Origin of the sequence: Mesorhizobium sp. B2-4-6, assembly GCF_006442775.1 — a bacterium.
GTDB lineage: Bacteria > Pseudomonadota > Alphaproteobacteria > Rhizobiales > Rhizobiaceae > Mesorhizobium.
Genome location: NZ_VFVI01000003.1, coordinates 547928 through 562143, shown reverse-complemented (window position 1 = coordinate 562143; position 14216 = coordinate 547928). Strand labels below are relative to the sequence as shown.

The 14216-nt window shown below is 65.9% G+C and carries 13 protein-coding genes; 7 read left to right on the top strand and 6 right to left on the bottom strand.

The window, feature by feature from the left end:
- The gene (locus FJ957_RS12885; RefSeq protein ID WP_140831821.1) at positions 1-2085 is read right to left on the bottom strand and encodes a Wzz/FepE/Etk N-terminal domain-containing protein; all 2085 of its coding nucleotides are present in this window, start codon (positions 2083-2085) and stop codon (positions 1-3) included.
- A 245-nt stretch (positions 2086-2330) separates the two neighbouring features.
- Between FJ957_RS12885 and FJ957_RS12880 the strand changes: the two genes are divergently transcribed.
- The 5 genes from FJ957_RS12880 (at position 2331) to FJ957_RS12860 (ending at position 8601) form a co-directional block, all read left to right on the top strand.
- A complete protein-coding gene (locus tag FJ957_RS12880; RefSeq protein WP_140831820.1) occupies positions 2331-3857 on the top strand; it encodes a formyl transferase in 1527 nt (508 codons plus the stop codon).
- On the top strand, positions 3854-5116 hold the full coding sequence (locus FJ957_RS12875; RefSeq protein ID WP_140831818.1) for an NAD(P)/FAD-dependent oxidoreductase: 1263 nt from the start codon (positions 3854-3856) through the stop codon (positions 5114-5116). The genes FJ957_RS12880 and FJ957_RS12875 overlap by 4 nt, the downstream gene beginning before the upstream one ends.
- A 277-nt stretch (positions 5117-5393) precedes the next feature.
- Positions 5394-6602 carry an NAD(P)/FAD-dependent oxidoreductase gene (locus FJ957_RS12870; protein ID WP_140831816.1) on the top strand — a complete coding sequence of 403 codons (1209 nt, stop codon included), beginning with the start codon at positions 5394-5396 and terminating at the stop codon, positions 6600-6602.
- A gap of 107 nt (positions 6603-6709) precedes the next feature.
- Positions 6710-7207: an N-acetyltransferase gene (locus tag FJ957_RS12865; protein ID WP_140831815.1), complete on the top strand. Its 498-nt coding sequence runs from the start codon at positions 6710-6712 to the stop codon at positions 7205-7207.
- A gap of 392 nt (positions 7208-7599) precedes the next feature.
- Positions 7600-8601, top strand: coding sequence for an aldo/keto reductase (locus FJ957_RS12860; protein ID WP_140831813.1), 1002 nt, complete (start codon positions 7600-7602; stop codon positions 8599-8601).
- A gap of 116 nt (positions 8602-8717) precedes the next feature.
- On the opposite strand, the gene FJ957_RS12855 is transcribed toward FJ957_RS12860, so the two are convergent.
- From FJ957_RS12855 to FJ957_RS12840, 4 genes are all read right to left on the bottom strand, one after another.
- Positions 8718-8960 carry a hypothetical protein gene (locus FJ957_RS12855; protein ID WP_140831811.1) on the bottom strand — a complete coding sequence of 81 codons (243 nt, stop codon included), beginning with the start codon at positions 8958-8960 and terminating at the stop codon, positions 8718-8720.
- A 111-nt stretch (positions 8961-9071) separates the two neighbouring features.
- Positions 9072-9701, bottom strand: a complete 630-nt coding sequence (locus FJ957_RS12850) for a glutathione S-transferase family protein (protein ID WP_140831810.1) — start codon at positions 9699-9701, stop codon at positions 9072-9074.
- 117 nt (positions 9702-9818) lie between these two features.
- Entirely contained in the window at positions 9819-10916 is a 1098-nt protein-coding gene (locus FJ957_RS12845; protein WP_140831808.1) for an NAD(P)/FAD-dependent oxidoreductase, read from the bottom strand.
- A 140-nt stretch (positions 10917-11056) separates the two neighbouring features.
- Positions 11057-11290, bottom strand: a complete 234-nt coding sequence (locus FJ957_RS12840; protein ID WP_140831806.1) for a hypothetical protein — start codon at positions 11288-11290, stop codon at positions 11057-11059.
- Positions 11291-11407: 117 nt separating this feature from the next.
- Here FJ957_RS12840 and FJ957_RS12835 point away from each other — a divergent pair, with 117 nt between their 5' ends.
- Entirely contained in the window at positions 11408-12004 is a 597-nt protein-coding gene (locus tag FJ957_RS12835) for a DUF922 domain-containing protein (RefSeq protein WP_140831804.1), read from the top strand.
- Positions 12005-12013: 9 nt separating this feature from the next.
- Here the strand turns inward: FJ957_RS12835 and FJ957_RS12830 are convergent, their stop codons facing one another.
- On the bottom strand, positions 12014-12433 hold the full coding sequence (locus FJ957_RS12830) for a VOC family protein (protein WP_140831802.1): 420 nt from the start codon (positions 12431-12433) through the stop codon (positions 12014-12016).
- Between the two features lie 397 nt (positions 12434-12830).
- Between FJ957_RS12830 and FJ957_RS12825 the strand changes: the two genes are divergently transcribed.
- Complete coding sequence (locus tag FJ957_RS12825) at positions 12831-14039, top strand: MFS transporter (RefSeq protein ID WP_140831801.1); 1209 nt, start codon at positions 12831-12833, stop codon at positions 14037-14039.
- Positions 14040-14216: the final 177 nt, after the last annotated feature.

The window sequence follows — 14216 nt, the reverse complement described above, 5'->3', positions numbered from 1 at the left end:
TCAGGCTGCCTCGTCGACCAGCATGGCGCCGGTCGGCAGCCGCCCCATGACCGAGACCGCTTCGGAGGTCGAGGCGACGTCGCGCATCGGCGTCGCGTTCAGCCTGGCGACGAGCAGGATCTCGTCGGCCATGGCGACCAGCGGCAGGACGTTGAGGTCGTCCGCCAGCGCGCCGCCGTCGACGACGACGAGCTCGAAGCTGTGATTGGCCTCGGCCAGCATGCGGTGGGCGAAATAAAGCGCCTGCGCTTCCTGGAACACCGCGGTCGGCCGGCCCCTGCCGATAAGCGCCACGGAACTGCCGGCTGCATAGCGGCTGACCGCATCGAGCGGATATTCGCCGCGCAGCACGTCGAGCACGCCGGGCTGCGGATCCTTCTGGCCCTTGCCGGCATTGATGTCGATGAACAGCACGCGGCGCCCCCTGGCCGCCGCCGCGTTGGCGAGTTGCCATGCAACCCTCGACCGCTGGGCCTTGTCCTCGGGCGGCGACGCCACCAGGATCGAGGGGACCAGCGGCCAGTCCGGCGGACGCCTGGTGGCGGCGGCGATGCGCTGCAGCGCGAGCCCCGCCACCGCGTCGGTCTTTTGCGCCGCGCCGGAGCGGCGCCGCGCCTTACCCGGCAACACGCCCAGCACCGGCGCCTCGATGGCCGACTGCATTTGGTTGGCGGACAGCACGGTCGGCGACAGATATTCGGCGATCAGCGCCATGCCGACGCCCAGCGCCAGCCCGCCGAAGATCGCGCCGAACACAAGCAGCCCCTTCGGCGGCCAGCTCTTCTTCAGCGCCGGCATGGCCTGCGAGATGATGCGGGCATTGGTGCTGTTGACGTTGGTCTGCTCGCGCGTTTCCTGGGCGCGCTGCAGGTAATTGGCATAGACGGTGCGCACGGCGTCGAGATCGCGCTGCAGCTCGCGCAGCCTGACCGACGCCTGGTCGGTGTCGAGCGATTTGCCCTTCAGCGACGCCACCTTGGCCTCCAACGCCTTCTGGTTGGCCAAGGCGCGCTCGTAATCGGTCTCGGCGGCGGTGACGAGGCGGCCGAGCTCGCGGGAAATCAGCTTGCGCAGGTCGCTCAGCTGCTGCTGCGCGGAGATCATCGAGGGATGGCGCGGTCCAAACTCGGTGCCGAACTGCGCGATCTGATCGACCAGCGTCGCCTCCTGCGCCCTGAGGCTTGCGATCACCGGCGAGCGCATCGCCTCCGACGTCGCGTCCGGCGCGCCGCCCTGCCGGCGCAGCTGGTCAACCTGCGCCTTGAGCTGCGCGGTGCGGGTCTGCGCGGCGGTCAGCTGCGTGTTGAGGTCGGTCAGTTCCCGGTCGCTGACCAGATTGCCAGCCGCCATCACCATGTTGTGCTCAGCCTTGTAGGTCTCGACGGCGTTGGCCGCCTGCTCGACGCGCTTGCGCTGGTCGTCAAGCCGGGCGCTGATCGCGTCGGATGCGTCGGCGGCGGCCTTCGAGCGCGCTTCCGCCTGGTCGTCGAGATAGGCCTGCGCGATGGCGTTGGCGAGCTCCGCCGCCAGGTCGGCGCTCTTGGCGGTGATGATGATGTTGAGGACCAGCACCTTGTCGTCGCGCTTCACCGCCAGGCGGCGGCGCAGCGCATCAAGCGTCTCAGCCGTCCTGTCACCGTCGCTGGAGCCGAAGAACATGCCCAGCCAACGGCCAAGTCCGCCCTGCCCGTTGAAGTCCGGGTTCTCGGTCAGGTTGGTCGCCTTGATGGCGCGCAGCAGGACGCCGTTCGACTGGGCCACGCTCACCTGGCTTTCGACCTGGGTGATGCCGCCATCGGGCGAAATGCGGCTCGGATTGACATCGTTGGTGACGACCTGGAGGTCTTGCGGATCGATGATGATCTGCGCGGTCGAGGAATAGAGCGCCGGCGTCAGAAAGGCGTAGATCAGCGTTGCGATGGTGAGCAGCGCGACGGTTGCGAAGATCAGCTTGCGCCGGCGCAACAGGATGCGGCCGAGATCGCCAAGCTCGACCGTGGCGGGCGCGTGCGCGTAATAGGTCGGCGCCGGCGCGATCGCCTCCGGAGCGTTCTGCTGAGGCACCATGAGCAGGGGTGATTGCAAAGGTCGCTCCGACAACGCTCCATCGGCCGGCAAGACGAGAAATGCGGCGTTGACCTAGCTATTCCCGGCAACGATTAAAACACTGTTAATTATGTTCATAAATTGATGCGGTACTGGCACGAAGTTTGCACCAGCGCAGTAGAATTTAAGTGCAGCGTAATTGGAGACATCGTGCGCATGCGTCGGGAGCTTGACCTGGACGGCCGGTCCGCCGGCACCGGATATGAGTCGCCCGGGGATTGGCGATGCGCCTGACCCTGCGCCTTGACGGCGATTGCGTGCGCGCTTTCCATGTGGCGCTGGCTGAGCGGCTGTCGCAGCTGCCCGGCGTCGAGCTTGCCGTCGACGCCCGGCCGGCGGCGGGCGGCGTGCCGCGCGCCGCCGAGGCGCTGTTCCAGCTTGAGACGCTGATCCATCGGCTGCCCGCCAATGGCACGGCAAGGCGTGTGCCACTTTCGACACTGGCCGGCCATGCGAGAGCGTCCGCGCCGGCCGATATCACCGTCGATCTCATCGGCGATGTCTTGCCGCAGGGCCGACGGGTCTGGCGCCTGGCCTATGACGGCGCCTGCGGCGAAGAGGCCCTGCTGGCGCTGATCCTTGCCGGCCGCACCCCGCTCGCCCGTCTGGAACAGAACGGTGCGACGGTCGCCGAAGGGCGGCTCGGCACCGAATATCACGGGATCGCGCTGGCTTCCTTCCAGGACATGCTGGCGCGTAGCGCCAGCATGATCGTCGCGGCGGTCAGCGGTGCCGCGCGCTCGTCGCTTCCAGTGCTGCCCGGACCGTCATCCGAGGCGCCGGCTCCGGCCATGCCGTCGGCCACGAAGCTCGGCGTGCGTGCGGCGAAGGCGACGGCGCGCCGCATCGTGCAGCAGATATACCATCTCTGCTACAACGCCCCGCATTGGCGGGTCGGCTGGCGCGAGACCGGAGGCAAGGACCTTTACGAGCTGCGCGCCCATCCGCAATCGGGCTGGCGCGATCTGCCCGACGACGGCAGCCGCTTTTACGCGGACCCGTTCCCGGTGCTCTATCGCGGCCAGGTGACGCTGTTCGTCGAGGATTACATCCACCGCACCGGCAAGGCGATCCTTTCGGCCGTGGCTTTCGGTCCGAACGGACCGGCCGGCACCCCGAAACCGGTTCTGGAACTGCCCTACCACCTCTCCTACCCCTTCGTCTTCGAGCGCGACGGCCAGATGTGGATGGTGCCGGAAAGTGGCGCCAACCGCAGCGTCGATCTCTACCGCGCCACCGCCTTCCCGGGCGGCTGGGTGAAGGAAGCGACGCTTCTGTCGGACATCGTCGCCAGCGACGCCACGCTCACCGAGCATGGCGGACGCTGGTGGATGTTCGCCACCGTGCGCGACGGCGGCGGCTCCTTCTCGGACCAACTGCATCTGTGGTCGGCGCCGGATTTCCGTGGACCGTGGACGCCGCATCCGAAGAACCCGTTGCTGATCGACGTCGCCTCGGCACGGCCGGCGGGCCGCATGGTCAGCCGCGGCGGCCAGCTCCTGCGCCCGGTGCAGGATTGCCGCAGGAGCTATGGCGCCGGGCTCGGCATAGCGCGGGTCACCCGACTCGACGATAGCGGCATGGAACAGACCGTCGAAACGATCCTCAACCCAGGCGCCGGCTGGGCCGGCCGCAAGCTGCATACACTCAACGAAGCGGGCGGACTGGAATTCATAGATGGTTCGGCAATGGCGCCGCGTTGGAGGACGCGGCGGCATGATGTCATCCCGGCCCCTGGAGACGGAAAATGAGCATCGCAGAGCACCGCGAGACAGCTGGCGCGCCGCCTGGGCGGTCCGAGGTCGAAGTGGCGATCGTCGGCGCCGGGCTCGCCGGCACCGTTCTGGCGATGACGCTCGCCAAGGCGGGCCGCAAGGTCGCGCTGGTCGATCCGCATCGCATCCACCATGAAGAGTTCCGGGCCGAGAAAACCCGGGCGGAGCAGATGGGGCTGTTCGAGAAGCTCGGCCTCGGCCCGGTCTTCAGGCCTCTCGTCACGCCGATGACCGACGTCCATGTCTTCCGCTTCGGCCAACTGTTCGAGCGCAAGCAAGGCTGGGAGTACGCCTTTTCCTACACGCCGCTGGTCAACGGCCTGCGCGCGGCTCTGCCTCCGCAAGTGCCGCTGACGATTGGCAAGGTCGCGGAGGTCTCGACGGGCCCGGACCGCCAGCGCCTGGTGCTCACCGACGGCTCCGTGATCGAAGCCCGGCTCTTGGTGGTGGCCACCGGCTACAGCGAGGCGGTGCGGCGCGCCATCGGCGTCGAGCGCGTCGAGGAATCGAAGGCGCATTCGCTGACGATGGGATTCGATCTCGCGATCTCGCCACAGGAATTCGGCCTCCAGTCCCTCACCTTCTACGGAAGGCGGATCGCCGACCGCATTGCCTTTCTTACCATCTTCCGGATCGGCGAGCGGCTGCGCGCGAACATGTTCATCTACCGGACCGTCGCCGATCCGTGGGTGCGGACGTTCCGCGAAGACCCGCAAAAGATGCTCATGGAGCTGATGCCGGAGATCGCCGAGCGGTGCGGCAACTTCGCCGTCGCCAGCGAGGTCGAAGTGAGGCAGGTCAGTCTGACGACGACGCAGGGCCATCGCCGCGACGGCGTCGTCTTCATCGGCGATGCGTTCGCCACGACCTGCCCGGCGCAAGGCGACGGCATCCACCGGGTGCTTACCGATGTCGATTGCCTCGGCTCGACGCACATCCCCACCTGGCTCGAAACGCCCGGCATGGCGGCCGACAAGATCTGCGCCTTCTACGACGATCCGATCAAGATCGCCGCCGACGAAAGAGCCATGCGCGCCAGCATCTATGCCAGGCGGATCACCACCGAGACCGGGCTTGAATGGCGCCTGCGCCGCCTGCGCAACAATATCGCGCGGCACCTGATGATCTTCGGCCGACGGTTCCGCGAGGCGGGAAACCGAGTGGCGCCGGGAGTGCCCCAGGGGGAACTGCGTTCGACCAAACCGGCAAGACCCCGGCCCGGCCTGGGAACATGATCGTGAGCGATCTTACCAATCCGTAAGTCGCGATCCTTGGCGAAGCTGGCTTAGATCGTGGCGAGCAGTGTCTCCTGCTCGGCGGGACAGCACTCCCGTCGCACCAATGGCCCGCTGCCGTCTCTATCGGCTCGGCGGCGGGCTATCGAGCGGCGGCACGTGCCGGGCAGTGCCGCGGATTAACCTAATTTTCCATTGCTACCCTGCACGCGCCTGGGTTGCTTGAGATTGTTTCAGCTACTCTGGATATTTCGCCGTGGCTGTGGAGAGCAGAACAATGAGCACCGCACAGGGCCGCGAAACGCCCGCCGTCCAGGCTGGCGCGGGCGAAGTCGAAGTGGCGATCGTTGGCGCCGGGCTGGCGGGCACGAGCCTGGCCGCGGTGCTGGGCAAAGCCGGCCGCAAGGTGGCGCTGGTCGATCCGCATCTGGTGCACCACGACGAGTTCCGGGCCGAGAAGATCGGCATGAAGCAGATGCAGGTGTTCGAGAAGCTCGGCCTTGGCCCTGCCATCAGGCCCCTGGTCACGCCGATGACCGACATCCACGTCTTCCGCCTCGGCCAGTTCTTCCGGCGCGAACGGACATGGGAATTTGCTTTCTCCTACGGCGCGCTGGTCAACGGCATGCGGCAGGCCCTGCCTCGGCAGGTGCCGCTGACGGTGGGCAAGGTTGCCGAGGTTTCGACCGGGCCGGACCGGCAGCGTCTGGTGCTGACCGACGGTTCCGTCATCGATGCCCGACTGCTCGTGGTGGCCACCGGCTACGGCGAGGCGGTGCGGCGCGCCATCGGCATCGAACGCGTCGAGGAATCGAAGGCGCATTCGCTATCGATCGGATTCGACTTCGCGATCACGCCGCAACAATGCGCCTACCCGGCCCTTGCCTGCTACGCCAGGAACCCGGCGGATCGTGTCGCCTATCTCAGCGTCTTCCCGATCGGCGACCGCATGCGGGGCAACATGTTCGCCTATCGCAACGTGGCCGAGGAATGGACGCGGGCGTTCCGCGAAAATCCGCAGAAAATGCTTTGCGAGCTGATGCCGGAGATCGCCAGGCAATGCGGCAACTTCGCCGTCGCCGGACCCGTCGAAGTGAGGCAGGTCAGCCTGACGACGACCAGGCAGCATCGTCGCGCCGGCGTCGTCACCATCGGCGACGCGTTCTGGACGACGTGCCCGACGCCCGGCATCGGCATCAACCGGGTGGTGACCGACGTCGACCGGCTTGCTTCGATCTATATCCCGCAATGGCTCTCGACGCCCGGCATGGACGCCGAAAAGATTTGCGCCTTCTACGACGATCCGGTGAAGGTCGCCACCGACAAAGCCGGCATGCGCTCCAGCATCTACGCCAAGCGGATCACCATCGAGACGGGGCTCGAATGGCGACTGCGCCGCCTGCGCAACAACACCGCGCGCCAGTTGATGATCCTCGGGCGCAAGATGCGCGATCGCGAAGAATTTCCGGCCCCCAGCGTCGCCTGAGCCGAAAGGCATCCCTCTTACGTCTGCCGCATCCCGGAGCCGCTCGCGCGGGGTTGGCCGCGCCCCGCGCTTCGCCCTATCTTCAGGTTGTAACAAGGACCACGAAGATGACCCGCATCCGGGCGATGACGAGGAACGACTTGGCCGATGTATCGCGACTGCTCGGCCAATCCTGGCGGCGGACCTATGCGCCGATCATGGGCGACGAAACCGTGGCACGGCTTTCCGACGAAAGACATGCGCCGGACCAGCTCGCGGCCGAGCTCGACGACGAGGACAAGATGTCCTTCGTTGCCGAAGGCGCCGACGGCTCGATCGCCGGCTACGCCATGGCGGCGATGGACGCAAAGGGCGACGTCATGCTGGAGCGGCTCCATATCGAGCCGCAGGCGTTCGGCAGCGGTCTCGCGGTCGACCTTTTGCACGCGGTGCTTGCCGCGCATGCCGGCATCCCCAGCATCGCGCTGGAAGTGATCGAAGGCAACGACCGCGCGATCGCCTTCTACCTCAAGCATGGCTTCGAAGTGGTCGAACGCCGGGAAGCGGCACACGGCGTCGGCGGGCATGCATCGCTGATCATGCGCCGCATGCTGCCGAGGGCTTAGAGCGGTTCACCGTTTCACGGAAACGGCGAACCGCTCTGTCTCTTTGTTTCTACGCAATTCCGGACGGAACGCTATGGCCAAAGCGCCCAGCCGACCGCTCACACTTTCCTGAAATTGCTCCTGATCGAAATCAGGCAGCGGCCCGCCTGCGCAGCGCCTACATGACGCTTTCCTCGAAAGCGCCGGGCGCCCGGCCCGCTTCGGCCAATTGGGCCGCTTTCCAGCTCCGGCTTTATCAGGACAAGTCTGTCGTGCCGCATTGGACGGTCATCGCAACGGAGTCATCGCCGGGCAAGGATGGGACGATTGCGCCGTCAATAGGGCCAGCGCTGGACGCATTCACGCCCAGCCCTATAATTTAGCCGGATCGAAAATTCGGCGGAGCAAGACATATGAGCCTCGGCAAACACAAACTCGGCAGCCAGGGGCTCGAAGTCTCGGCCATCGGCCTCGGCTGCATGGGCATGAGCCAGGCCTATGGGCCGGCCGACGAGGCGGAATCGATCGCGACGCTGCACCGGGCGATCGAGCTCGGCTGCACCTTTCTCGACACCGCCGAGGTCTACGGGCCGTTCGTCAACGAGGAACTGCTTGGACGTGCGCTGAAAGGCCGGCGCGACCAGGTGACGATCGCGACGAAGTTCGGCTTCCGCATCGCCGACGGCAAGCAGTCCGGCACCGACAGCCGGCCCGAGCATATACGCGAGGTGGTCGACGCTTCGCTCAAACGGCTCGCCACCGACCGCATCGACCTGCTTTATCAGCACCGCGTCGACCCGTCGGTGCCTATGGAAGACGTCGCGGGCGTGGTCGGCGAATTGGTGGCCGAGGGCAAGGTGCGCTTCTTCGGCCTGTCGGAAGCCGGCATCGCCAACATCCGCCGCGCCCATGCCGTGCATCCGGTCTCGGCGCTGCAGAGCGAATATTCGCTGTGGGAGCGCAACCTCGAACCGGAGATCATACCGGCGCTGAAGGAGCTGGGCATCGGCTTGGTGCCGTTCGCGCCGCTCGGCCGCGGCTTCCTCGCTGGCGACGTCAGGCGCGCGGAAGACTATCCGGAGGGCGATTTCCGCCGCGGCGACCCGCGCTACCAAGGCGAGAATTTCGACGCCAATGTCGCCGCGGCCGCCACGGTGCGCGACATCGCCGACGCCAAGGGGGTGGAACCCGGCCAGATCGCAATCGCCTGGCTGCTCGCCAAAGGCCCCGATTTCGGCATCGACATCGTGCCGATCCCCGGCACCAAGCGCCGGACCTATCTGGAAAAGAATGTCGCGGCGGCCGACATCGCGCTCGACGCCACCGAGATGCTGGGACTCGACATGGCGCTGACGCCCGACAAGGTGTCGGGGCCGCGCTACAACGAGCGGACGATGTCTCTTGTGGACCGGTAGGCGTTATCCCAGCGGCTAGCGCATTTCACCGTTTCACCGAAACGGCGAACCGCTCTATCTCTTTGTTTCTACGCAATTCCGGACGGAAAACCGCTCACACTTTTCCTGGAATTGCTCTAGTTCTTCTTGCAGTCCGACATCGCCTCCATCGCCTTCCTCGCCTCACCCTCGCTGGCGTATTTCTTCTTGCCGAGGTCGATGACAAGCGTTCCGTCGGGCTTCTTCGGCACGATCTCGCACTGCTTCGAGACCGCGTCCTTGGCGACCCAGTATTGCTCGGCCGCCATGGCGGGCGGGCTCGCGATGCCGAGGGCGAGGACTATGGTGGCGAGGATTGCGATGGCGATGGTGCGAACCATTGCGGATCTCCATTGCTCCGGTTGGAGCGCAGGGCAGACTCTCTGCGCCAATTTGAAGCGTGCGGCATCCTGCCAGGGAAAACGCACCGTCCGCTGTTGTGTTCCGGCGGCTCAGGCGCCCGAATGCGGATCGATGCTGTAAGGATGCACCGGATAATCCGGGCCGATCGCCTCGCTGACGCGCCCCATCCAGGCACCTACCGCCGGATAATCGGCAAGCTCAAAACCGCAATCTTCTGCGCGGTGGGCGTAGGCGTAGACAGCAATGTCGGCAATGGTGAGCGCGTCGCCGACCAGGAAAGGTGTGTCGACCAAGCTGCGCTCCAGCGCGCCAAGTGCCCGCGCGCCCGCTTCGCGCTTGCCGGCAACTAGCGCCCGGTTGCGCTCCAGGCGGCCGGTCAGCGTCCAGAAACGCAGCGAGCCGATGACCGGCTCGACATAATACTGCTCGAAGAACAGCCACTGCATCACCTTGGCGCGGACAAGCCGGTCTACCGGAAGATAGGGCGTGCCTTCCGCAACGAGGACGAGGATCGCGTTGGACTCGGCGATCGCCTGGCCATTCTCCACGGCGAGCACCGGAACGGCGCCCGCCGGGTTGAGCTTCAGGAAGGCCTCCGTGTGGCTCTCGCCCTCGAAGATCGAGACGATACGGGTTTCGTAGGCGATACCGAGCAGGCCGAGCAGGACGCGAACCTTCCAGGCATTTTGCGAGGGGAGATAGTCGTAGAGCATGAGCATTGAGCGGTCCTCGGTGTGATGGGATGGCTTCGCATGGAGGGCGATGTGAGAGCCACCCGATTCGGGCGCCTCATCTCAATCTCGAGCAGGCAGACCAGCAGCTTCGACGCTTCGCCCTCACCGCCTCGCAATATCCCTCGCCACCGCCTGCGCCTCGATGCCGATCTCGCGCAGCAGGCCGGTGACAGGGTTGTAGAAACCGACGAGATAGACGCCGAGCTCCGTCGCGCGAGCATTCACGCCGCTCTTGTCCGGCCTGAGCTCAGCCGGGAGGAAGCCGTCGTAGGCCGGGCGGTAGCCGGTGGCGAAAATCGCCGCGTCGAATTTTTTCTCCACGCCATCGGCGAACTTCACGCCGTCCGCGGTGAAGTTTGCGATATCCGGTGCGATACCGATCCGGCCGGCCTTGATCGCCGCCACCGTGCCGACATCGATCACCGGAATGCGGCCGGCTTCGATGCCTTGCAGGATGCCCTGTTTCGGCCGCACGATGCCGTATCTCTCCAGCCTGCCCAGCGCCAGATCGAGTATCTTGGGAAACATCCAGTCATTCAGCGCCTGCGGCATCGGCCGGCTGGCGATGCCCACCATCTGGATCGGCACGCCGAAGAGCTGGCGCGGCACGATGTGGACGCCCTTGCGCACCGAGATGGTGGGCCTGGCGCCGCTTTCGGCGAGGTCGAGCGCGATTTCCGCGCCCGTATTGCCCATGCCGACGACCAGCACGTCCTTGCCGACATAAGGCGCGGCCTCAATATAGGCGGCGCTGTGCAGCACCTTGCCCTTGAAGGCCTCGATGCCGGGGAAGCGTGGCGTGATGGGCTCGGCATTGTTGCCGGTGGCTACCACCACTTTGCGGGCATCGAACAGCCCCGCATCGGTCTGGACCAACAGGCGCTCGCCTTCGCGGCGGACCGATTTGACGGTGACGCCGAAGCGCGGCTTCAGTCCGAAACGCCCGGCATAGGCGTCGAGATAATCGACCACTTTTTCGCGCGGCACGTAGCGCGGATGGCTTTTCGGGAACGGCACGAAGGGCAGCGAGGAGAAGGATTTCACGGTGTGCAGATGCAGCCGCCGGTAATGCCGCCGCCAGGCCGGCGCAACCTCACTGGCCTTTTCCAGAATGACGAAATCCTGCCCCGCCTGTTTGAGGCAGGCCGCGACGGCGAGCCCGGCAGGGCCGGCGCCGACGATGACGACATTGGTGTCCAAGAACCTCTCCTGCCGCCCAGGCGACGGAGGCTATGACGTGAGGAGCAGAGCGACAAGTAGGTGAGAACACCTAGAGGGGGCGGCACGCCGCCTATCTCCCCTCAAGAGTGCGCAAGTGGGGGAGATAAAGCGTCGCTGCCCTACTCTACCGCGCCCGGCGTCTCGGGCTCGTCCTCGGGAGGGTCGAGGATTTCGATCAGTTTCGCCACGCGCACGCCGGGCATGGCGTGGCCCTCGTTGACCAGCGCCTCGTCGGCGCCGATCCAGGCGAAGGCCTCGCGCAGTTCCTCGAGGCTGGCGCCGGTCAGCGCAATGTCGGCGATGACGGCTTCGTCGACTGGTCCAAGCACGGAGATGATATCGTTGCGGGTCATCTTGTCCTCCCCCATGGGTCGGGATGATTGCCCAAGGAAACGAGCGATGGGCGAAGCGGGTTCCAAAAATCCGCGGACCGGCTTCTTCAGAACGAAGCCCGATGCTATGGCTCGCCCATGAAGCCCGCCCTCCTCCTCGCCGCCCTGCTTTCGCCCACGCCGGCGCTCGCCGACTGGAAACCCATCGAGAAAATCGAGACCTATGCCGTCTCAGGCCAGAGCGCCGAACAGCTTTATCTCTCGATCGGGGAGAAAGGGCCGGTGATCGGTAAAGATTCGGCCGGCAACGCGCGGCGCGTGATCGCGCATACTTTCTTCAAGCTGACCTGGCAGCGCGACTACCAGCCGCAAGGCGGCGCCTGCGTGCTGAAGACGGCGCGGCCGAAGCTGATCATCACCTACACGCTGCCCAAGCCGGCGGGAAAACTTGGCTCAGCCTTGCAAACGCGCTGGGACGCCTTCGCCGCCGGGCTGATCGCGCATGAGAAGATGCATGGCGCCGGCATCGTCGACATGGTGGACAAGATCGTCGCCTTCAGCACAGGCCTTACCGCCCAGAACGATCCCGGCTGCAAGAAGGTCAGGGCGGAACTGACGGCCTATCTCGACCAGCTCTCCAAGGCGCAGCGCCAGGACAGCCGCGACTTCGACAAGGTCGAGTTCGGGCAGGACGGCAACATGCTGAAGCTGATCGCGGCGTTTTTGGGCGGCTAGCGCGGCCTCTCAAAAACTTACTACTACCGCGGCGGCACTTCGCCTCGCCTCGCCATGGAACACCGCCTCGATGTTGTTGCCGTCGGGGTCGAGCAGGAAGCAGGCGTAGTAGCCGGGATGGTAGTGGCGTTCGCCCGGCGCGCCATTGTCCTTGCCGCCGGCGGCGAGCCCCGCCTGATAGAAAGCGTCGACCATGGCGCGGTCCTTGGCCTGGAAAGCGAAATGGTGGCGGCCGGTGAGCGCGCCGCGCGACGCGCGGCTGTCGATGCCGGAAATGAACAGCTCGTCCACCCAGAAGTAATCCTCGGCTTCGCCGCCGATCGGGATGGCCAGTACCTCAAGCACCGCGCCATAGAAATGCCGGCTGGCCTCAAGGTCGCGCACCACCAGGTGCAGATGGTCGATGAGCCGGCCGCGATAGAGTTCCATGGGTGACGCCTCCTTCTGAATGCTGCGGCTCAATCTAGAAGCGCCTGCTGTGCGGTCAACGCGGGGGTCTGCAGGCTGCTGACAGTTGGAGACGTTGGCGGGACAGCGTCCTGCCGGATATCTCCCGCACGAGGGGGGAGATAGCATTTTCCTGCATTTGCGAGCGGACTTGTCCCCAAGCAAGTGCTTGGAAGATGCCAGAGAGGGCGATTTCGCGGAGCGCTGACTTCCCCGTCGGCGCCTTTCCACTCTCTTGGGCGCCAAAATCCGGATAAAAAATGCAACCAGATTGTAGGATCGGCTCCCGCCCTGGCGTCCTTCGGACGCAAACGGCCCGGTGGACTGGAAAAACCGTGCCGCATCAAACAGGATGCCTTTTCGGCATGGGAGCAGAACCATGAACCATTCCTATCGCTGGGTCATCGTCGCGGCGGGCGCGCTGATGACCTGCGTGGCGCTCGGCGCCATGTTTTCGCTGGCGATCTTTCTGGAGCCGATGTCGCTCGACACGAACTGGTCGCGCACCGGCATTTCCAGCGCCATGACGTTGAATTTCCTAGTGATGGGCCTCGGCGGCTTCGCCTGGGGCGCGATCTATGACCGGGTCGGCGCGCGGCCCGTCGTGCTTGCGGGCGCGGTGCTGCTTGGACTGTCGCTGGTGGTGGCGAGCCGCGCCAATTCGCTGCTGGTTTTCCAGCTCAGTTACGGCGTCATCGTCGGGCTGGCGGCCAGCGCCTTCTTCGCGCCGATGATCGCGCTCACCACCGCGTGGTTCGACACCAACCGCAGCCTTGCCGTCTCGCTGGTCTCGGCCGGCATGGGTGTCGCGCCGATGACCATCTCGCCCTTCGCCCGCTGGCTGATCACGGCCTATGACTGGCGCACTGCCATGTTCGATATCGGCGTCATGGCCTGGGTGCTGCTGTTGCCCGCCGTCTTCCTGGTGCGCCAGCCGCCGGCGGCGGTCGCGGCAAGCGACGGCACGCCGGCGCCAGCCGCCGACGATCCCGGCATGAGCGTCGGCCAGGCGCTGCGCTCGCCGCAATTCATCGTGCTGGGCCTCACCTTCTTTGCCTGCTGCGCGGCGCATTCGGGCCCGATCTTCCACATGGTGAGCTATGCCATGTCCTGCGGCGTGGCGCCGATGGCGGCCGTATCGATCTACAGCGTCGAGGGGCTCGCCGGCCTTGGCGGGCGCATTCTCTATGGCATGCTCGGCGACCGGCTGGGCGTGAAGCCGGTGCTGGTCACCGGGCTCGCCATCCAGGGGCTGGTGATCGCCGCTTATCTCACCGTCGGCCAGCTCGACCAGTTCTATCTTCTGGCCGTCATCTTCGGCGCCACCTATGGCGGCGTGATGCCGCTTTACGCTGTGCTGGCGCGCGAATATTTCGGCCTGCGCATCATCGGCACCATCCTCGGTGCGGCCACGATGCTCTCCAGCCTCGGCATGTCGCTGGGGCCGCTTGCCGGCGGCATGATCTACGACGCCACCGCCAGCTATCACTGGCTGTTCATCGGCTCGGCGCTGATCGGGCTGGGCGCCGCGGGCATCGCCATCGCCTTCCCGCCGCAGCCCAGCCGGCAGAAGCTGCAGATGGCGTGACGCTGATTGGGCAAGCGGCTGCCTGGCGGAAAGGCGGCCGCTGACGCCTGGCGCGCGCGATGCGGAAGACCGATGGCGTCCAGTTTCAGGCCGATAGATTGTCCATCACCATTGGCGTGTAGTCGGAACGGCCCACGGGGACGGTATCGCCCGCCGTCGAGGCGCCTCCCCTGGCGC